This window comes from Kineothrix sp. MB12-C1 (assembly GCF_030863805.1).
GTDB lineage: Bacteria > Bacillota > Clostridia > Lachnospirales > Lachnospiraceae > Kineothrix.
The window spans coordinates 1,054,086-1,076,555 of record NZ_CP132957.1 but is presented as its reverse complement, the minus strand read 5'-3'; the positions used below and the strand labels follow the sequence as shown (position 1 = coordinate 1,076,555).

12 protein-coding genes are annotated in these 22,470 nt (G+C 42.7%); 9 read left to right on the top strand and 3 right to left on the bottom strand.

Going from position 1 to position 22,470, the window contains the following annotated elements; genetic code table 11:
- Position 1 precedes the first annotated feature (1 nt).
- Entirely contained in the window at positions 2–3,952 is a 3,951-nt protein-coding gene (locus tag RBB56_RS04960) for an FtsX-like permease family protein (protein ID WP_306721286.1), read from the top strand.
- A 165-nt stretch (positions 3,953–4,117) separates the two neighbouring features.
- Complete coding sequence (locus RBB56_RS04955) at positions 4,118–6,661, top strand: PEP/pyruvate-binding domain-containing protein (RefSeq protein ID WP_306721285.1); 2,544 nt, start codon at positions 4,118–4,120, stop codon at positions 6,659–6,661.
- Positions 6,662–6,676: 15 nt separating this feature from the next.
- Here the strand turns inward: RBB56_RS04955 and RBB56_RS04950 are convergent, their stop codons facing one another.
- On the bottom strand, positions 6,677–7,495 hold the full coding sequence (locus RBB56_RS04950; protein WP_306721284.1) for an AraC family transcriptional regulator: 819 nt from the start codon (positions 7,493–7,495) through the stop codon (positions 6,677–6,679).
- A gap of 190 nt (positions 7,496–7,685) precedes the next feature.
- Between RBB56_RS04950 and RBB56_RS04945 the strand changes: the two genes are divergently transcribed.
- A complete protein-coding gene (locus RBB56_RS04945) occupies positions 7,686–9,695 on the top strand; it encodes a beta-galactosidase (RefSeq protein WP_306721283.1) in 2,010 nt (669 codons plus the stop codon).
- Positions 9,696–9,797: 102 nt separating this feature from the next.
- On the opposite strand, the gene RBB56_RS04940 is transcribed toward RBB56_RS04945, so the two are convergent.
- Positions 9,798–10,244 (bottom strand): cupin domain-containing protein, encoded by a 447-nt coding sequence (locus RBB56_RS04940; protein WP_306721282.1) that lies wholly within the window; start codon positions 10,242–10,244, stop codon positions 9,798–9,800.
- 665 nt (positions 10,245–10,909) lie between these two features.
- Between RBB56_RS04940 and RBB56_RS04935 the strand changes: the two genes are divergently transcribed.
- Together RBB56_RS04935 and RBB56_RS04930 are read left to right on the top strand one after the other, a co-directional pair.
- Positions 10,910–12,034, top strand: a complete 1,125-nt coding sequence (locus RBB56_RS04935) for an SH3 domain-containing protein (protein WP_306721281.1) — start codon at positions 10,910–10,912, stop codon at positions 12,032–12,034.
- A gap of 239 nt (positions 12,035–12,273) precedes the next feature.
- Positions 12,274–13,506, top strand: coding sequence for a 6-phosphofructokinase (locus RBB56_RS04930; protein WP_306721280.1), 1,233 nt, complete (start codon positions 12,274–12,276; stop codon positions 13,504–13,506).
- A 110-nt stretch (positions 13,507–13,616) separates the two neighbouring features.
- Here the strand turns inward: RBB56_RS04930 and RBB56_RS04925 are convergent, their stop codons facing one another.
- On the bottom strand, positions 13,617–14,519 hold the full coding sequence (locus RBB56_RS04925; RefSeq protein ID WP_306721279.1) for an AraC family transcriptional regulator: 903 nt from the start codon (positions 14,517–14,519) through the stop codon (positions 13,617–13,619).
- 122 nt (positions 14,520–14,641) lie between these two features.
- Between RBB56_RS04925 and RBB56_RS04920 the strand changes: the two genes are divergently transcribed.
- The 4 genes from RBB56_RS04920 to RBB56_RS04905 all read left to right on the top strand — a co-directional run bounded on the left by RBB56_RS04920 (position 14,642) and on the right by RBB56_RS04905 (position 22,414).
- Positions 14,642–17,338, top strand: a complete 2,697-nt coding sequence (locus RBB56_RS04920) for a GH36-type glycosyl hydrolase domain-containing protein (RefSeq protein WP_306721278.1) — start codon at positions 14,642–14,644, stop codon at positions 17,336–17,338.
- Positions 17,339–17,354: 16 nt separating this feature from the next.
- Entirely contained in the window at positions 17,355–20,495 is a 3,141-nt protein-coding gene (locus tag RBB56_RS04915) for a hypothetical protein (RefSeq protein WP_306721277.1), read from the top strand.
- 72 nt (positions 20,496–20,567) lie between these two features.
- Positions 20,568–21,101, top strand: a complete 534-nt coding sequence (locus RBB56_RS04910) for an NUDIX hydrolase (RefSeq protein ID WP_331526574.1) — start codon at positions 20,568–20,570, stop codon at positions 21,099–21,101.
- Between the two features lie 323 nt (positions 21,102–21,424).
- Positions 21,425–22,414: a LacI family DNA-binding transcriptional regulator gene (locus RBB56_RS04905; RefSeq protein WP_306721276.1), complete on the top strand. Its 990-nt coding sequence runs from the start codon at positions 21,425–21,427 to the stop codon at positions 22,412–22,414.
- Positions 22,415–22,470: the final 56 nt, after the last annotated feature.

The window sequence follows — 22,470 nt, the reverse complement described above, 5'->3', positions numbered from 1 at the left end:
GATGAAAGTTTTTCATAGGGATATTTGGCGTTCGATAAGAAAGGGCTGGAAACGTTTTCTATCTATTTTAATTATAACTGCGCTGGGCGTCGGGATGATGACAGGTTTGTATGCAGCTTGCCTCGATATGTATTATTCGGCGGATCAGTTTTTTGATGAACAGAATCTGTTTGACATTAGAATCCTATCCACATTAGGGCTGACGCAAGAAGATGTGGATATTTTAACGCGGATAGAAGGTGTGGACGCCGTTGAAGGAGGATATATAGAAGCTGTTTCCGTCGATATGACCGATACCAGAAAGACAGCGGATATGACTGTATTGAGTGAAGTGGGACTTAATATGCCGCAATTATTGTCGGGTGTGATGCCGACAAAAAAAGGCGAGATTGCCGTGACTCCTAACTATTTGGAGGAAAGCGGGAAAATGATAGGCGATACGTTGACGATAGAAGAGGATATGGAGACATCTACCCTTATGAATACTATATACACCATCACAGGTGTAGTATTAGATCCTAAGGATATCCGGGGAAATGACGAGATGGGAAAGAACCTTCGTTCTACCCTTATCTCTGATTATACATTCTTCATTACGAAAGCAGATGCTGACAACGATATTTTCACGGTAGTATATCTTGTTTTATCCGAAACGAAGGAGCTGAATTGTTACTCCGATGAATATGAAGGGAAAGTGCGGGGGGTAATCGACAATATTGAAAGCCGTATAAAAGTGCAGCGGGAGCAGGCGCGTTACGATGATGTTTTGAACGAGGCGCAAACAGAGATTGCAGAAGCCGAGGATACTATGAATGAAAAGTTTGCCGAGGCCGATCAGAAATTTGCGGATGCATGGATGGACATCAGTGAAGGTAGGCAGGAGTTGCTCGATGCAGAAGCAACGCTTCTTGATGAGCAAAAAGATGCGGAGGGAAAAATAGCCGAGGCCCGCGACAAGCTTGAAAAGGCGAAACAGGAGATAGCAGAAGCACAGGAGAAGCTAAGAATAGGAGAAGAAGAGCTTATAGAGGGGGAAGCACAACTGCGAATAGGTGAGCAGGAATTGGCTGCCGGTGAAAAAGAGCTCGTTAAGGGAGAAAAGGAACTGGAAGAAGCGGAAAAGAAGCTGATTGAGGGTGAGCAGGAGTTAGCAGCCGGTAAAAAAACGCTTATGAAATCCGAGCAAGAGTTGGCTGCCGGTGAAAAACAGCTAATAGAAGCTGAAAAACAACTGGAAGACGGAGAAAAGCAGCTCGTACAAGGTGAAGCAGAGTTGGAGGTGAATGCGCAAAAGCTGGCAGAAGGTAAACGGCTATTGGCAGAAGAACGTGAAAAGGCTTTGGAACAATTTGCAGGTGTGGAGAAAGAGTTCAGCAAGGCGCAGAGCCAACTGGACGCTGCACGTATTCAAGCAGAGTCCGGAGCCGCACAGCTTAAAGATGCTTTTGGTGATGAATGGCCGGTAAATGAATGGAATGCATTCGTGAATGCTGTGGCAGCCTTGGCTGTAACGGGGGTGGACGATGGCACTATTGCAGCAGCCACTGCTTCTGAGAACGGGGCACTGATTGCTGTGATAGAGGAAATAAATGGGCAGACGGGCCAAACGGACCCTGCCGCAGATGTTGTTGCCCAGGCAGCATTTGGAATGGGTAAAGTGAACGGAGGCCAGCAATCGTTGGATGAGCAAAAAAGTAGTTTTATCTTGCAAAAGGAGGCGGCTTTACAAAAAATCGATGAATCGGAAGCAGAATTGATTGCAGGAGAAATACAGTTAGGCGAAATGCGAAGGATGATAGAAGCACAAAAAGAGGAACTGAACGTCGGGAAAAGCAGGCTGACAGAGGAGAGAAGCAAACTGGAATTCGGAAAAGAATCTCTTGCCAAAGGTTGGGAAGAATGGAAAGCGGGCGAGGCAGAGCTAGAGGAAGGAAGAGCAAAATGGGAAGCCGGCAAGATCAAATTGTCCGAAGGCTGGGATGAATGGAGAGGCGGAAAGGCGGAGCTTGCCGAGAGTTGGTCTCAGTGGGAGGATGGAAAAAAGGAACTAGAAAAAGGAAGAAGTGAGTTAGAAAAAGGAAAAGAGGAGATAAAAGAAGGGGAAGCGAAGTTAAATAAGGAAGAAGCGGATGCCAGAATAAAGATTAAGGATGCCTGGAATGAAATTGCAGATGGGAAAGAAGAACTAGAGGAAGGTGAGATAGAATTAATCGAAAAAGAGCAGGAGTATGCGGAGGAACGAGAGGAAGCGCAGCAAGAACTTGCCGATGCATATGCTGAGCTGAATGATATCGATATGACGAAATGGTATGTACAGGATCGTACTTCTTTGGATAGTTATTCCAGTCTCGATAGTGATTTGTCCTCTATTGAAGGTGTGGGCAGGCTTTTCCCTGTTATCTTTTTACTCGTTGCAGTACTTATGAGTCTGACTACGATGACTAGAATGGTGGAAGAGGAGCGCGGATTGATCGGTACCTATAAGGCGTTAGGCTTTGGAAATGTGGATATCTATCGGAAATATCTTTTATTCGCTTTTGCGGCTTGTGTGCTTGGCGGTATTTTGGGCGATGTGTTTGGCTTTATCTTTATGCCTCGTTTTGTGGAGATTATTCTAAAGACACTTTACAGTTTACCGCAATACTATCTACGCTTTGATATTTTATATGGGGTAGGAGGAGCCATCTTATTTATGCTTGCGATTATGGGGGCAACGGCTCTTGCTTGTCATAATGAGCTGAAACAAATGCCGGCGGCTCTCTTACGCCCGAAATCGCCCAGAGCGGGAACCCGTGTATGGCTGGAGCATATTCCGGTTATCTGGAATCGCTTGAAGTTCTTAAATAAAGTGACCGTTCGTAATTTATTTCGTTATAAGAAACGCTTGTTTATGACGATAGGGGGAATTGCCGGCTGCACTGCTTTGATTATCTGCGGCTTCGCCATTAAGGATTCGGTTCTTAAATTGGCACCGAGCCAATATAACGATATCTATCGGTATGATTTGCTGGCTGTCTTTGAAGAAAAGGACAACGACGATATGATACGGCAAATAGCAAGCGATGATAATATTGAGAATTATATCAATCTGAGGATGGAAAGTGTGAAACTGCTGGGCGACGAAGGGGAATCCAGTGCTGTGCAGCTAATAGTGATTCCGGACGGAAGCTCTATAGAGGATTATATTCATCTTGAGAAGCCGGATGGTAAGCCTATTCTATTAGAGAATAACGGTGTTCTTGTGACGCAAAATGCAGCCCGGATTTTAGGACTCAAAACCGATGATACTGCTTCCTTGCAGAATTTGCAGCTAGAACAGAATGAGGTAACAGTAAGTGGAGTTGTAAAGAACTATTTAGGTAATAACGTATATATGACGCAAAAGTTATATGAATCATTGTTTGGCGTATATGAACCGAACAGCGTGCTGGCACATCTATCCGCAGTCTGTGCGGATCAGCCTGCATATGCCGAAAAGCTGCTCGATCATGACTCGGTACTTTCCGCAGTCAGCGTAGCTTCCCTGTTGGAGAACTTCGGATTCGATTTAATTAACGCGGTAGTTTTACTGCTTATTGTTATGGCAGGAGGTCTTGCATTTGTAGTTCTTTTTACTTTGTCGAATACGAATATCTCGGAACGTGTCAGGGAATTGGCAACCATTAAGGTACTGGGATTCTATGAGAAAGAGGTATATCAGTATGTAAATAAAGAAACACTGATCCTTACCGTAATTGGTATTCTTGTCGGTTTACCGGTGGGACGCATGGTAAGTAGTTTACTTACTACCGCCCTCAATATGCCATCCATCCATTTTGCAGTGTATATAGAGCCGGTCAGTTACTTATTCTCAGTAGCGATTACGTTCTGTTTTGCGGTAATTGTTAATTTGATTACTAACCGTTCCCTTGACCGCATTAATATGGTAGAAGCGCTTAAGAGCGTGGAGTGATGAAAATTATTTTCCGGTTGACAAAGCGGGGAAGATTACCATACAATTTAGATAAAGACGAAGGCGTTTTGATGATGACATCAAAGCGCTTTTTTGTATAATAGGAAAGTTCGTTCCTATTATGTAAATGCTCTTCACGCAGGAGGAAAAGGAGGTAATCAAAGAATGTTGGACAATAAAGTGAGTACCGGGATTTCCGGTTTCGATCAGACTATCGATTTGTTAAGATTGGGGGATAATGTAGTTTGGCAGGTTCAGTCCATCGAAGAGTATATGCAGGTGGTAAGGCCATATATACGGCAGGCTCAAGAAGATGGGCGTAGGCTTGTTTACTTTCGCTTCGGAAGCCATGAGCCATTGATGGGGGAGGATGAGCCTTCGGTTCTGTATGAAATGAATGCATCGGAGGGTTTTGAAAGCTTTACTACCCAAATATATAATATAATCGAAGAGGAGGGATTTAGGGCTTTTTATGTGTTTGACTGCTTAAGTGAGTTATTGGAATTCTGGTATTCGGATCTGATGATCGGGAACTTTTTTCGCGTCACCTGCCCCTTTCTTTATCAATTAGACACTGTCGCTTATTTTGCCTTAATTCGAGGAGTCCATACCCATAGTACGATTGCGCGTATTAGAGAAACAACGCAGCTTTTATTGGATATTTATAGTGTCGGTGAGAAAATCTGCATCCATCCGCTTAAGGTATGGGAGCGGTATTCTCCCACCATGTTCTTTCCTCATTTGATAGAGGGGGAAACTGCGATTTGTATTACTGCGAGCGCAGATGCGGCCGCTCTTCTTTCTGATCTTGGCATAAGCACTCAACCGAGAGATTATTGGGAAATCATGCTGGAGAAGGCACAGGATACTCTCGGAGAGGATAAAGAGAAGCAGGAGGAGATGAAGAGGCTTTTGATAGGATTGATAATCGGCAAGGAACCCCGGATGACAGAACTTGCTATGCGCTATTTTAAATTGGAGGATATTCTGGGTATCGCATCCCGGGAAATCGGAACCGGATTTATCGGCGGGAAGAGTGTCGGTATGCTGTTGGGGAGGAAAATACTTAAAAAAGATATGTGGAACACTCTGGAGCATCGCTGGGAGGTGCATGATTCTTACTATCTCGGTTCTGATATTTTCTATACTTATATTGTACAGAATGGATGGTGGAAGCTGCGCGTAAAGCAAAAGACCCCGGAAGGCTATTTCTCAATTGCACAGGAACTGCGGGAAAATCTCTTGCAAGGAAAATTCCCGGATATGATAAGAGAGCAATTTTTCCAGATGTTGGAGCATTACGGCCAGTCTCCTATTATTGTCCGTTCGAGCTCATTGCTGGAAGATAATTTCGGCAATGCTTTTGCAGGAAAATATGAAAGTATCTTTTGTGCTAATCAAGGTTCTCCGGAGGAACGTTGTAGAGCATTCGAGCAGGCAGTACGTATGGTATATGCCAGTTGTATGAGTGAAGATGCCCTGGCATACCGTCAAAGCCGCGGGCTGACGGCTCAGGATGAACAGATGGCTATCATTGTACAGAGAGTTTCCGGTGATCACTATGGAGATTTGTTTTTCCCTCATATAGCAGGAGTGGGGAATTCCTCTAACCTGTATGTATGGAGCAAAGATATGGACCCGGATGCCGGCATGCTGCGACTGGTTTTCGGATTGGGTACCCGTGCCGTAGATCGGATTTCCGGCGATTACGCCAGAATTGTGCCCTTGGACCGCCCTGCGGAGAGGCCGCCCATCGACTATGGAGATGAAAAGAAATTCTCTCAGCATAAAGCAGATGTTATCAATCTGCGAGAGAATTGTTTGACAGAAATACCATTGGATGATTTGTTTGTCTATGATTTGAAGACAGATAAAAGAATTTTTTTCAGCGTTGATTTCAGTACGCTTTCCTGGTTGCAGGAGCACGGTATTCAAAAGGACTCCGCTCCTCAAATTCTGGATTTCAAGAAATTGTTGTCGGAAACAGAATTTCCTGAGCTTGTACGTACAGTGTTATCCAAACTGGAAGCGGCCTACAATTATCCTGTAGATATTGAATTCACTGCAAATTTCAACAGGGATGGTCTTCTTAAGTTCAACTTGCTGCAATGCCGGCCGCTGCAGACAAAAGGGCTTGGGAAGGCTGTGGAACTGCCGCAGCCTAAACCGGATGAAATTTTCTTTTCGACGGAAGGGAATTTCATGGGAGGCAATGCAAGACTGATGCTGGATTATGTGATTTATGTAAAACCGGAAGAATATATCAGGCTTCCGGAACAGAGAAAGCATCAGATTGCTCGTCTGATAGGCATACTAAATCAAAAGTTCAAGGGAAGCAGTGTATTATTGATCGGTCCGGGAAGATGGGGAACGTCCACTCCGTCTCTAGGTGTTCCGGTTCACTTCAGTGAGTTGTGCAATATGGCGGCTATCTGTGAAGTGTCATACCGACAGGCGGGTCTTATGCCTGAGTTATCCTTCGGAAGTCACTTTTTTCAAGATATTGTGGAAACAGGTATATTCTATGCGGCGATTTTCGATGGGGAGCCGGAAGCCTCCTTTTATCCGGAGAGACTTCTGTGCCGGAAAAACCTGCTCGGCGAAATGCTGCCCAGAGAAGGAGAGTGGGAACAGGTAATACATCTGGCACGGACGGAAGGGATGACCTTGTATTCCGATATTATAAGCCAGAAACTGTTATGTTTCTAAGACATATAAACCTCTTTACGAATAGGAGCGGTTGAGCTTTCGGAATTCAAGAGGTGTAATGCCGGTTATCTTCCTGAATCTTGCGATAAAGTGGCTGGCATCGAGAAAGCCTACCCGTTGCGCGATATCCTCTACTTTCATCCGCGGATAGATTAATAGAAATTCCTTCGCTTTATTGATCCTGTAAGTTGTCAGGTATTCATAAGCAGAACATCCGAGGAAACGGGAAAACAATCGGGAAAGATACTGCGGAGTGATAAAGACTTGTCCGCTTAGTTCCTGAACCGTAAGTTCCATGTCATAATGTGTTTCGATTTCCTTTATTACAGGATCTATATATCTTTGATATAAAGGGTCATTAATCAGATCATTGGTATAAATACCATCTACGAAATTCATCAACATACAGTAACAATCAATGGAAAGCAGCTTTACATCCACTGGAGGGTTTTCATATTTTTCCATCACATTAGCGATAAGGGCACTGATTTTAGTGCCCTGTTCTTTTTCTATGAAAATAACCTGTCTGTTTCCGAGCATTGTGGAAATGCTGCTTTCAATAACTCCGGTAAAGGTGGCAAAAGATGTCATCCACTCCTCTGTCTGGCGGTAATAGGAGTGGGAAATAAAGGGCGCAATAAGAACACCTTCGCCTTCGTTCAATATATATTTTTTCCCTTGTATTGTAATCCTGCCAGTGCCTTTTTCTGTTTGGAGATAGTGATAAAGAGGATAGCCCTCCGGCCGGGACAGATCTTCCTGGTTCCAGGAATTTCCAATGGAGTCAAAAGTCAAAGGCTCGCTGACAGGAGTGCTTCTGAATTTAATTGGCATACGTATCACCTGTTTCAAAATGTTATATTTTTTAGCTTAACATACTACACATTCCCTTGTCCAATTATAATATAATGATACCAGAATCAAAACACTTTTTGATCCCAACATCACATAATGTACCTAAGAAGAACATTAATCTGGATATTTCGCAAATACCTAAGTATTCATTGGAGAGAGGAGTATTGAAATGGAGAAAAAGTTTCAAAGGATTTTATATGGGGGAGATTATAACCCGAATCAGTGGCCGAAGGAAATCTGGGATGAGGATATGAGAATATTCAAAAATGCTCATATCAACAGTGCTACTATCAATGTATTTTCATGGGCGAAGATTCAGCCATCGGAAGAAGAATATAACTTCGCACAATTGGATGAAATTGTGGATATGTTAAGCGAGGAGAATTATGATATTGTGCTTGCCACATCGACGGCTGCGCTCCCTGCCTGGATGGTGAAAAAATATCCTGAGGTGGCAAGGACGGATTATGAAGGGCGGCATCATAAATTCGGACAGCGCCATAATGCATGTGCGAATTCACTTGTCTATCAGAAGTATGCGGCGACGCTTGCAGGAAAACTTGCAGAGCGTTATGGAGATAATGAGCGTATCGTATGCTGGCATATCAATAATGAATATGGCGGTGATTGTTATTGCGAAAAATGTGAAAAAGCATTCCGTGTATGGCTGAAGAAAAAGTATAAGACACTGGAAGCGCTGAATAAGGCATGGAATCTCGAGTTTTGGGGACATACCGTCCATGAATGGGATGAGATCGTGCTTCCTAATGCATTAAGTGAAGGATTATTCGATGATAACACTGCTTTTGCAGGAATTTCCATCGATTATCGCAGATTTAATTCGGACAGCATGCTCGATAATTACAAGATGGAAAGAGATGCTATTCGCCGGTTTGACAAAGAAACCGTGATAACGACTAACTTGATGGGAACTTATAAAGGTCTCGATTATTTCAAATGGGCGAAGGAAATGGATATTGTATCGTGGGATAATTATCCGAGCTATGATACCACATGGAGCTTCACAGCGATGAACCATGATTTGATGCGTGGATTAAAGAATGCGCCTTTTATGCTTATGGAGCAGACACCGAGCCAGCAGAACTGGCAGAAGTATAATTCTCTTAAGAGACCGGGGCAGATGCGGGCTCAGAGTTATCAGACAGTTGCCCATGGAGCGGATACGATACAGTTTTTCCAGCTTCGCCGCAGTGCAGGAGCATGTGAGAAATTTCACGGCGCAGTAATTGAACATGTGGGAACAGAGAATACCAGAGTATTTCGGGAAGTGCAACAGTTGGGAATGGAGCTGGAGAACCTGGGAGATGCAACGCTCGGTTCTGTGAATGAATCGGAGGTAGGGATTGTTTTCGATTGGGATAATTATTGGGCACTCGAATATACAAGCGGCCCCTCTGTTGATCTGACATATGTAAAGCATATCCACCAATATTATAAGTTCTTCTATGATAAGAATATAGGCGTGGATATGATTCCGTTCGATGCTGACTTTAGCAAGTATAAGGTTGTGGTAGCTCCGGTTCTTTATATGGTAAAGGAGGGGATGCGAGAGGCTCTGGAAGAGTTTACTGCAAATGGAGGAGCGTTGATTACTACTTATATGAGCGGAATTGTAGATCAGTCGGATAATGTACATCTTGGAGGCTATCCGGGACCGCTTAGGGAGTTAGCGGGTGTCTGGGTGGAAGAAATTGACGCCCTTGCGCCGGAGCAGTCCAATGAAGTAATCTTCGATGATGGGACAAAGGCAAAATGTGGACTTGTATGCGATCTGATGCATCTTGAAGGCGCAGAAAGCCTTGCGAAATATGGAAGTGACTTCTATAAAGGAATGCCTGCTGCAACGAAAAACAAATATGGAAACGGCGTAACTTACTATATAGGAACGGATATAGAGGAAGAAGGACTCAATAAAATACTTGAAATGGCTGTGGAGAGTGCGGATGTGAATCCGGTGATTAGCGAGAAGTCTGAGCTTGAGATCACTTGCAGAAAGGCGGATAATCATAGTTTTTACTTCGTTATGAACTTTACGGACAAAGACCTTCAAGTACCTTCCAGCTTGGCAGGAAATATGGATATGCTGACAGGAGAAACGGTAAAAGAAGAGGAAATACTTTCTAAATATGATGTGAAACTCATACTAGTGGATAATTGAAACGGAAATGGTGCACCTGATTACCGGCAATGATAAAAAGCCACACGCCGGTAAGAGGTAAATGGAAGTATTTTACTGAATAGTTACGTATTTCATATAATATCAAAGATCCAGATAAGTAGTTTCTTCATCTCTTGTTTCGTATATGGTTCCGTAGGGATGCAGGGCCGGGGCATAGATAGAGAACATTTTTAACTTATCGGGACCAGTGTTTATCACATTGTGCCATGTACCGGCGGGAACGAGTATCGAGTAATTTTCATATACATGTGCCTGATAATTCAAGCAATCCGGGCAGTTTCCCATAATGACAAGTGCAGACCCGCGTTCTATATAGAAGAATTGATCGGAAGTATCGTGAACATCCATACCGATATCAGAGTCTACCGGTACAGACATAAGGGTAAGCTGCATATTCTTGCATGTCCAGCGGGCGGTTCGGAAATTAGTATTCTCCAAGGTGTCCTGTCTTAAATTGGTAACGAATGGCTTAGGACCCTGATCGATATTATCGTAAGTATCACAGCAGTCGCTATTAAAAAAATCCATGATATCTCCCCCTGAGAGTAGTTATAATACTATTATATTACGGAATTTTGTAAATATTACGGTTTAAATTTCACAACATATTGTGATATGAATATAGAAAAATTAATATATACAGAAAGAATCTGCAAAACGGTATATAACCGCGATGCAGATTCTTTCTATTTTCTATAAGATTTTATCTACTGTTCATTATCCGAGATTAAGGTAATTGCAAAGTGCGTTTAATAACTCGGTACAACTATTAAAATTAAAACACATAATTTTGCCCTCCTTATTTCTAAATTATTTTTATTTGTATTAGCTAACTACAAATAAATTGTAACAATTTCGTAATATTTAAACAATAGGAGATAAATGGAAAATCAAGAAAAATACATATTATGATTATTAAAAAAATGAAAAACATTGATTTTATCAGGGTTTTTTAGAAACATATATGTAAAATCTAATTAAAAATTAAAATTAAAACTATAAAAAACAAAAACAAAATATTACGAAAATGTTACAACAAGTCGTGTGAGACAAAAAAGGGGATTTTTGGTATTATAATATAAACGTAACTGTTTAGTACCTTCATAGTTACATATAAACTTAATAAAGATGCTGGAAAATAGATAGTGGATATATGAAAAGAAAAAGATAGAAATTATGGGAGGGATATTATTATGAGAAAGGGCGTCGCACTGAAAGGAAGAATGGTAGTAGTACTTGCTGCATCGATACTGGCACTGGGCCTATATGGCTGCAGTCAGCCTGGGGAAGCTGAGGTTGAAGAAGCCATGGCGGAATCTGGGACAGTTGCGGCAAGAGTGCAGGAGGCAGAAAAGAAGGCAGATACGAAGAACCAGATCGAACCAGAGTCAGTTATGGAAGTTGATGGTGAGAAGGAGGGGAAGACGGAGGATAAGGCCCAAAGTTCAAATGGCCAAAAAGTTTCTGAGGACTCTGTAAATACTGAAGATGCGGAAACTTCTGAGTCTGAAGAAATAAAAAAGGATTTCCCGCCATATACGGTATCAGTTTTGGAATCGGCAAAGGTAATGTATGCAGTTCATCCGGTAAATATAAGAAAAGGTCCTTCGACTGATTATGAAAGGATAGGCAGTTTGAACCGTGGGCAAGAAGTTCTGGTGAGCGGTCAGGCAGATACCGGATGGTTTGAAATCTCATATGAGGAAGAAAAGGGATACGTAAGCAATCGATATCTTCAAGATAATATGCCTGTAGAGGAAGCGATACCAACAGCCGCAGAAAATGAGGGGCAGCCGGCAGGACAGCCGGTACAGGCAGTTACAGAGGTGAAAAGTGTGGCAGGAGTTATCTTAGTAGGCGACTCCAGATTTGTGCAAATGCAGGAAAATGTAGGGGAGAATAGTTGTACATGGATTGCGGAGAGCGGAAAAGGTTATAACTGGTTCAATGAAAATGCGATTGCGAGAATCGACGGCAGTGTAGGGAAAGGTTCCAAGATTCTCATTAACCTTGGTGTCAATGATCCGGGCAATTTAAACAATTACTTGACATTAGTAAATGCAAAAGCGGCAGAGTGGGTCGGCAAGGGAGCCAGAGTCTACTACGCCTCCGTGAATCCGGTATGGGAGAATCCTTATGTTACGGAGGAACAGGTGGAGTATTTCAATAGTCAGCTTCAAAACGGATTGAGCGGTGATGTGCAATGGATAGATAGTCACAGCTATCTGGATTCTATCGGGTATAAATTGGTGGATGGTCTTCATTACAATGCGGAGACCTATCAGAACCTTTATGCATATTTTATGAGCTGCCTGTAAATAGGTTAATTAGGAAAGCGCCAAAATGCATGCTTTATACATTTTGTGTGCATCGCGTAGCGTGTTGCTGGTCACGGAGTGAACAGTAACATTTTGGCTTGTATTGCAAAGGTGAATCTGTTATAATCGTTGATGATAATGGACCCGCAGGCAGTTGCCAAACGGACATGCTTGCATGCCCCTTCGTTCGCTGCCTTCACGGGAATAAAGAATGATAAGAAGATTAAAGGAGAGGAAATATGAAAGGAAATATTGTTGTTGGACAGTCCGGCGGCCCTACGGCTGTAATTAACTCATCGGTAGCGGGCGTATACGCAGCGGCTAAGAAATTAGGTGTAAAGAAAGTATATGGTATGGTACATGGTATCCAGGGATTTTTACAGGATAACTTATGTGACCTCGATGAATACCTTAGTGATGAGACGGGTATCGAACTGCTCAAGAGAACTCCTTCCGCATTTTTAGGTTCCTGCCGTTTTAAAATGCCGAAAATCGAAGGACATGAAGAAGTATATGAAAAAGTATTTGAATTCATGGAAAAGCATGATATTGAATGTCTGTTCTATACAGGTGGAAATGACTCCATGGATACGGTAAAGATGCTGTCCGATTATGCAGCAGCTCATAATAAATCTCAGAGATTTATCGGCGTGCCTAAGACGATTGATAACGATCTTCCGATTACGGACCACTGCCCGGGATATGGTTCGGCAGCGAAATATATCGCGACCAGCTTAAAAGAAATTATCCGTGATAACGAGTCATTCGGTGTTGAGAAACCTACCGTATGTATTGTAGAGATTATGGGACGTCATGCCGGATGGTTGACAGCAGCAGCAGCTCTTGCAAAAGGAGAGGACTGCAGTGGTGTAGATGCTATTTATCTTCCGGAAGTAGCTTTCGATATGGATAAGTTTATGGATAAAGTAAAACATTTAGGAGCGACCAAGAGTTCCGTAGTGATCGCTGTATCCGAAGGTGTAGCTTTGGCAGACGGACGTTTCGTATGTGAGCTTGCGGATGCGGATAAGGCAGTAGATGCATTTGGACACAAGCAGTTGTCCGGTACGGCTGCATATCTTTGCTCTTTAGTAGCGGCAGAAACAGGTCTTAAGGCTCGTGCGGTAGAATTCTCTACTTTACAGCGTGCAGCTACTCACCTCGCTTCTTTAACAGATATTAACGAAGCATTCCAGGTTGGACATGACGCTGTTCTTGCAGCAGAAGAAGGAAAGACCGGAATGATGATTACCCTTAATAGAAATGGTGAAGATCCTTATCAGTGCGGTACAAGCGCATACGATATCCACGCAATCGCTAACGTAGAGAGACCGGTACCTGCTGAATGGATTACAGAAGATGGATGCGGCTTGAACGAAGGTTATGAAAGATATGCAAGACCTCTTATCATCGGTGAATTACAGCCTTTATTCATTAACGGCTTACCGAGACATCTTGTAAGAAAGAAATAAGGTAACGCTTCCGAATACCTTAAATATAATTGCTTAGGAAATATAGAAGAAGTCATATGCGAATGGAAGTAAATCGCGTATGGCTTCTTTTTTATGTAATAGATGCTCAGCTACTTTCTATGGGTTTTGCGATAGCTGCTGGGGGAACAGTTCATAAATTTTCGAAAGGTTTCTGAGAAATAGCTGCTCCCGTGAAAACCTAGCATTTCTGCAATTTCCGTAACGGATTTATCGTTCGCCAGTAAGAGGGGAAGGCTTTTTTGGATTCGATAGTTAAGTAGATAGGTGAAAGGAGTCTGGCGGAGCGTACGTTTGAAGAGGTGGCAGCATTCACTTTTGCTCACATAACAAGAAGCGGCAATCTCCTGAAGAGAAATATCCTCATGATAATGAGATTGAATGAAGCCGATTGCTTCCTTTAAGCGTTTAATATCCATAGCTGTTCCTGTCTCTTTTTTATTCAGGTATGGTTTTAGTTCCTGAAAAAGAAGAAACCAGAGCGAACATAACTTTTCTGTTAATAGAAGTTCATAGCCATCTTCCTTCGCGTTCAGAATATGTGCCGATTCTAAGAGCAGGGCGATCACCTTGCCGCCAAATGAGGAATTCCCATTCAAATACTTAGCAAATAATCCGGAATCGGTACAGATAGGATCCACATAGCGATTGAAAATAAGGCTGTTCTCGTAGCCGAATATAATAACGGGATTCAGTACAAAGGCAAGATAGCTGCAATCCGATGCTCCGTCGGTAGTCCTGGCAGTATGGAGAACGTTGGAGTTGGTGAAAATTGCATTTCCGGCATTTATTTTATATAAAGTATCGTTTGCCTGGTATTCCATACAACCTTCTGTCACATAGGTGAACTCCACTTCGTAGTGCCAATGAATAGGAAAAGAATTCTGCTCGTAATTGGATAGATGTTCATAACCGACACGAAAGGGAAAGGAGTATTTATCAGTAGTATTTTTTTCTTTCAGGTTATCGTCGAGGAAAAGTCTGAATTTTTCCATAGAGCTCCTTTCAACAATATTGTTATATAAAAGACCATTTTTGAGATAGAATAAATATATTTTTATACATTATACTTGCTATATAAGGAAAAATCAATGTAATGAAAGGAGTATAGAAAAGGATGAAGCAATATGTATTTACCGACAAAGAAGGAAGTTTTCAGGTGGAGAATCCGGAGCTTACCAGTTATCTTTATTTCCCGGTGGCGGGAGAATCCGGAGTAATGAGCAGCATTACCCCTTTACTGGGAGGAGATTCAAAAACAGGGCAGAACACATTTTTGTTAGAACCGGTCAGCAGTGAAAACCTGCATAACAATAAGTCGACCCGTAACTTCTGGCTTAAGATGACGGATGGGAACCTTTGGTCCGTAACAGGAGCATCCGCAAAGCAGCAAGCGGAGAAGTTTACCGGAGCCAAAGAGGAAACTCTTCTCGAGGCAGGCATTATGTGGCATAAAATAACGAGAAAATCAGCGCTCTATCATTTAAACGCAGAAATCGTGACCTTTGTTCCCTGTACCGAGGACAAGGTAGAGCTTACCATGGTGACGATTACGAATACCGGGAAAGATTATGTGACGGCTTTGCCTGTAGCGGCGATTCCTATTTATGGAAGAAGTGCGGATAATATCAGGGACCACAGAAATGTTACGAGTATGCTTCATCGGATTTTCACGGTGAAAAACGGAGTGGCGGTGAATCCCACACTGACCTTTGATGAACGGGGACATCGGAAAAATACGGTAGTATACGGTGTATTCGGAAGAGGAAATGGAGAACTTCCCACGGGATTTTTACCGATAGCGGAAGACTTTATCGGGGAAGGCGGAGATTTCCAGACTCCGGGAGCATTATATAGTAACAGCATCAATACAGTACCTGCCGGTACCCGAGTGGATGGTCTGGAAGCCTTGGGAGGACTTGTGTTTGAAGAATTTACATTGAATCCCGGGGAAAAGGTTTCCTACGTGATAGCTCTCGGTTATGGGGAAGATGTGCAGGAATTGTCTGTAGCGGCAGATCATTACTTGACGGAAGAGGCTTTCTTTGAACAATTAACGAGGACTAAGACATATTGGAAGGAGAAGATTAACGTATCTTACGAATCAGGAGACGAAAACTTCGACCAATGGATGTATTGGGTGAATTTCCAACCTATGCTTCGGCGTATTTATGGTTGTTCCTTCCTGCCGCATCATGATTATGGGAAGGGTGGACGAGGATGGAGAGACTTATGGCAGGATTGTCTGGCACTTCTTATGATGAATCCATCGGGCGTCAGGGAAATGCTGCTGTCTAATTTCGGCGGCGTGCGCATGGATGGTACGAATGCAACAATTATCGGTAAGGGGCAAGGAGAATTTATTGCGGATAGGAATGGAATTGCCAGAGTATGGATGGATCATGGTATGTGGCCCTTTATGACATCTCATTTATATATGAGGCAGAGCGGCGACTTGGAATTTATGTTAGAGGAAGCAGAATACTTCAAGGATGCCCAAGGGTTCCGGGGAGAAGGGCAGGATAAGGAATGGTGCCAGGAAGACGGCTGCAAACAGAAGACGAGAGAAGGGATTATCTATCGGGGAACAATTTTGGAACACATCCTTCTTCAACATCTGACGGCTTTTTATGATGTAGGCGAGCATAATCATATGCGGCTTAGGGGCGCTGACTGGAACGATGCCCTCGATATGGCATCCGAGCGTGGAGAAAGTGTGGCTTTCACAGCAGCTTATGCAGGCAATATGGAGGAGATAGCGAATCTGCTTCTTTTTATGCAGGAGCAAGGCGGAGTGCAGACCATTGCGTTATTACAGGAAATGAAAGTGTTGCTGCAAGAAGGGGAGACACTTTATGAAAATATAGAAGAGAAAAAAAAGTTATTGACCCGTTACTGTGCGAGCTGTAGTCATATGATATCCGGCGAGAGGTTTATGATAGATATAAAAGAGCTGTCCCGAAATATACAAGGTAAGGCTGAATGGTTAAAAGAACATATTAGAAGGACAGAATGGCAGAAAAATGAAGAAGGATTCTCTTGGTACAACAGTTATTACGATAATAACGGCAGACGTGTGGAAGGAGATTATCAAAAGGGCGTCCGTATGATGCTGACCGGTCAGGTATTCGCTGTGATGTCGGGAACGGCTGAGAAAGCGCAGGTAGAAGAGATTATAAAAGCAGCGGATAGATATTTATATACACCGGAGGTTGGTGGTTATCGGTTGAATAATGATTTCGGAGAAATTAAGACCGATATGGGAAGAATGTTCGGTTTTGCTTATGGGCAGAAGGAAAATGGTGCTGTGTTCAGCCATATGACGACTATGTATGCCAATGCTTTATATAAGAGGGGATTTGTAAAAGAAGGCTTCCGGGTAGTGCAAAGTCTCTACCGTCATGCCAGCAATGCAGAAAAGTGTAAGATATATCCAGGAATTCCCGAATATATCGATCCGAAAGGAAGAGGTGTCTACCATTATCTCACGGGAGCAGCCAGTTGGATGCTTATGACAGTACTTACGCAGATGTATGGGGTAAAGGGCGAATATGGGAATCTGAAGCTGGAGCCAAAGCTTCTGGCGGAGCAATTTGATAAGAACCGCGAGGCGGCGGTACATCTGGAATTCGCAGGAAAGAAGTTATATGTGAAGTACTTGAATGAGCAGGGGAAAGAATACGGTGAGTATAAAGTAAAAGAAGTCATTATGAACGGGCAGCATGTGGCTGGTAAAGAGGCTGTTATCGGGAAAGAATATTTTAATTCCTGCCAGACAAAGAGAGAGAACGAGATTGTAGTGGTGCTTGGCTGAGGGAAGGGAGAAGCGTATGTTTGATAAAAATGGGAGATATATAGTAGAAAATTATGGGAAGGGAAGTGTCTTTGCCAGTTTCCTACCCGGTATTAGCGGGAAGCTCGGTATTCCTATATGGACTTTTTATGTGAATCGGGGACAGGGAATCACCAGTTTTGGAAGTGGGGATAAGGATCATTCCATTATGGAATTTTACCCGGCACATCAGGCTTATCAAATGGTGAAGCGGCAAGGATTTCGTACGTTTGTAAAGAAGGATGGCAAGTATCTGGAGCCTTTTTCCACCGATGAAAACAAGTTGACAATGTATATTGGCAAGAATGAATTCGAAATTGAAGAGCGCAATGAAACAGAAGGGCTTTTGACTAATGTTCTTTATTATACCCTTCCGGAAGAAGCGATTGGCGGTCTGGTGCGTGAGGTCACATTCCGTAATATTAGCGGAAAGAGGATGAAGCTTCAAATATTGGATGGAATGCCCGCACTCATTCCTTATGGGGTATCCCTATCTCATATAAAGGACATCGGGCAGACTGTGAAGGCATGGATGCAAGTAGAAGATGTGGAGAGTGGATTGCCGTATTTTCGTGTGCGTGCTAGTGTGGCTGATAGTATTGCAGTACAGGAGATAGAGGAAGGTAATTATAGTTTTGCGGTGACAGAAAGTGGAGAAAGGTTGCCTATTATTGTAGATCCGGAGGTCATATTTTCATATGACACCTCTTTGACCAAAGCAGTCGAACTGGAGGAGGGGAATCTTTCTGAGCTGCTTTCCAGGCCGCAGATAACACAGAACAATGTTCCTTGCAGTTTCTTTGCCTTGGAAAAGGAGTTAGAAGACGGGGAAAGTGTGACAATATATGAAGTGACCGGTATGGTAGAAAGTAAGGAGCGGTTAAAAACGTTTTCTGACAAGTGTGTCGGAAAAGAGTATTTCTTCAGAAAACATCAGGATTCCATACGACTGACAGAGGAGTTATGTGAAGTAATTCATACGAAAACGGGGAATTCTGTCTTCGATGCTTACTGTAAGCAGACTTATTTGGATAATCTGCTTCGCGGCGGTTATCCGGTACGGCTTGGAAAGAAGATCTTCTACCTTTATTCCAGAAAGCATGGGGATATCGAGCGCGACTATAACTTCTTTCAGATGTCACCGGAGTTCTATTCTCAGGGAAATGCTAACTTCCGTGATGTGAATCAGAATAGAAGATGCGATGTGTTATTTACCCCCTATGTAGGCGATAGCAATATTAAGACTTTCTATAACCTCATCCAGACCGATGGATATAATCCGCTCCAAGTGCAGAAAGCAATTTATACGGTGAAGGAAGAAAAACTTGCGAAAATAGGTGGACTTATCAAAGATGACTGTATGAGTCAGTTGAAAGAAGAATTGAAAGATTCTTTTACCCCGGGAAGTTTGGCTCGTTTTGTACGAAACCGGAACATCTTAAAAGAGGCAGCGGGAAAAAGCGAAGACTGTCTGTTAGAGGAATTGATCGGTGAAGTTATGGATGAAGCGGATAGCGCGATGAATGCCTCGTTCGGCGAGGGGTATTGGACGGATCACTGGACTTATAATCTGGATTTGGTGGAAACTTATCTAGCTGTATATCCCGAACGAGAGGAAGAGTTGCTCTTTGACGATGCTTCATTTACCTATTATGAATCCCGGGCAACGATCAATCCCAGACGGTTGCGTTACGAAGAAACTGAAAAAGGAATCAGGCAATACCATACGCTGGATCACCGGGTGAAAGAAGGAGTGAAGGGAGAATATGTCCGCACCGATTACGGCAAAGGTGAGATATATCGTGGAACTTTAATAGAAAAGCTTATTCTCTTATGCGCGGTGAAGTTCGCGGCATTGGATCCCTATGGTATGGGAATTGAGATGGAGGGAGGTAAGCCCGGTTGGTATGATGCTTTGAACGGTATGCCGGGGCTGCTCGGTTCTTCCATGTGTGAGACTTATGAATTACACAGGAACTTGGACTTTGTTATTACGCAACTGGAGAAATATGATAGGTCTGTATTATGTGCAGAGGAAATGGCGGCACTTTTCCTGAATCTAAATGCAGTCTTGGAAGCTGCTGTGGATGGAAACGGAGAAATAGCATGGAAGGATATGGATACATGGAATGCCATTAATGACAGAAAGGAAGAATACCGCGAAAAGACTTTGTTTGGCTTAAGCGGTACTATGGCAGAGATTCCGGCAGCAGAGGCACTGGAGATTCTGAAGCGTTTCCGCCTTCTTGTTTCAGCAGGCATCAGCCGTGCGATAGAGTATGGAGGGGGAATCGCTCCGGCATACTTCACCTATAAGGTGACGGATTATGAAAAGAGAGAAGATGGTATTCATATAAAAGAAGTGGAGATTGGTCAGCTCCCTCATTTCCTGGAAGGATCGGTTCGCTTTATGAAGCTGAATCTATCGATGGAAGAGAGAAAGAGTATGTATCGAAGAGTGAAAAAAAGTGGTATGTACGATGAAAAGCTCAAGATGTACAAAGTCAATGAATCGCTAAAAGATGCAGGCTTCGAGATAGGGCGTGCGAAAGCCTTTACTCCGGGCTGGTTGGAAAACGAATCTATTTGGCTTCATATGGAGTATAAATATTTACTGGAGCTTCTGAAATCGGGAATGTATGAAGAATTTTCCGAGGACTTTAGGACTTGTGCAGTACCTTTTCTCGATGAACAGGTATATGGAAGAAGCCTGTTGGAGAATTCATCCTTTATCGTAAGCAGTGCGAATCATAACGAGAAAATACATGGAAAAGGTTTTGTAGCAAGGCTTAGTGGTTCTACCGCGGAATTTATCCATATGTGGCAGATTATGATGTTTGGATTAACTCCGTTCTATCAGGAAGAAGGAGAATTGAAGCTGCGTTTTATGCCGACGATACCGGAATATCTTATCGGTGAGGATAGAAAAGTAGAAGCTGTATTTCTAGGAAAAACTCCTGTTTCACTTTTCTTTGAAGAACGAAGGAGTTACGTACCGGGCAATTATAAGCTAACCACTCTTGTAAATTATGAGAGCAAAAGGGTAGTGAAATATGAAAGTGGCGTGATACCGGGAGAAGATGCAGCTCTTATTCGAGATGGGAAGGTAGAAAAAATAGATTTACTTCTTCATTTATAATATCTTACAATTGTGATATTATAAGTTGTAATGTAACTGTGAGAGTACTGAACAGTTACGTTGTAATAGGCAATGAAGATTCAAAGCCTGGCGCAAGCCGGATTGGCTTTTTCGAAGGATGTATATGATACGGAGCGTTACGAACGTTTGCGCGATATATCGGCAGAAATATTAAGCTATAAAACAGAGATTCCGGTAGAAAAGGTAAAAGATTTATTTTGTAATGAAGAGGGATACCAAACACCCAAATTGGATACGAGAGCTGCCATATTCAAAGAGGATAAGATATTACTTGTTCATGAAAATAATGGAACATGGTCCTTGCCCGGCGGTTGGGTGGATGTGTTGGAATCTGTCAAAAGCAATACGGAAAAGGAAGTAAGAGAAGAAGCCGGACTGGAAGTGAGAGCAGAGAGAATCATTGCTATACAAGATAGAAATAAGCATAATATCCCCCCGTATGCTTACGGAGTATGTAAGGTATTTGTACTGTGTGAGGTAATGGGAGGTGGGTTTACAGAAAATATTGAAACGGTCGGTTCTGAATATTTTTCCGTAGATGAGCTGCCGATACTCGCAGAGGAAAAAGTTACAAAAAACAAATAGAAATGTGCTTTCAAGCTTATAAGGATCAGAATTGGGAAGTGCAATTTGACTAGCGGACAAACTATAGCAGGTAAAATAGTACAGGTAAAAGGGTGATAGACAATATCACCCTTTTATTATATATTTATTAGGTAATTGCGAAACAGGTAAGTTGTGAAAAGTTTATATACAATAAATACAGATTGTGAAGAAAGATGGTATGAAAGTTTTCCATGCTCTGGTTATGGCAACACTACGCTGAGCCAGAGAAGGAATCCTTTTCAGCAGAGGCAAGTAATATTTATATACATAATGTTGGAGTCAAAAGGTAAAGGGAATAAGATATGGTATCGATTAAAGATGTAGCAAAACATGCGGGTGTGGCGATATCCACAGTATCCAAGGTTCTCAATCATTATCCGAATGTCAGTGAGGAAACGAAACAAAAGGTCAATCGGGCAGTGGAAGAACTTAATTTTGTGCCGAATTCCGTGGCAGCAGCGCTTTCCTCCAAGCAGTCGGGAAGGGTAGCTTTATTCCTGAATCTCAATACGAAGACACAGGCGATCGATGAGATTGTCATGCAGTATATTTCGGGGGCCATCAACAAAGCGATGGGAATGGGGCTCGATGTTATCACGTTCTTTTTCTCCATGTTCGAGAATAAAAGTGCCGAGGAAATTGCCAGATATCTGAAAGCGCAAAGCATTCATGGGATTATTATCTACGGGATGTCCAAGGAGGATATGGTCTGGCAGAAGCTGGTGGAATCCCAGGAATTCAAGGTTGTACTTGTAGATGCGCCTCTTAGTAATCGAAGTACATCTTCCATATGGGTCAATCAGGAACAGGCGCAATATGATGTGGCGAAGAAAACCGTGATGGAAAATGATTGTCAGAAAGTTCTCTATATTGCAGGAAAGAAAAACGGATATGTGACGGGGGAGCGCTTGCAGGGGATGAAAAGACTTGCGGAGGAAATGGAATTGAATCTGCTTATCAAGAACGGAGATTTCTCGGAACTACAAGCAAGAAATATTGCATTTCGCTATGCAAAAAAGAGGGATGTCATCGTATGTGCTTCCGATCTAATGGCAATTGGAGCGATGAGAGCGTTAATGGAGATGGACATCTTTCGTCCGGTCTGCGGCTTCGATGGTATTACATTAATGGGTTATGCAGGCAAGCAGATGAATACGATTCGTCAGGATTTTGCAGGGGTGTCTGCAGCGGCGGTAGAAGAACTGCATTATTTGTTAGGCGGCGGTGAAGGAAGGCATCTAGTACTCCCATATACCATCGAAAGAATGAAGTATATGGATATTATCTGTTAAGATTATACAAAATAAAATTGAAAAAATGTAAAAAATGACGGTTGCAGAAAACGTTT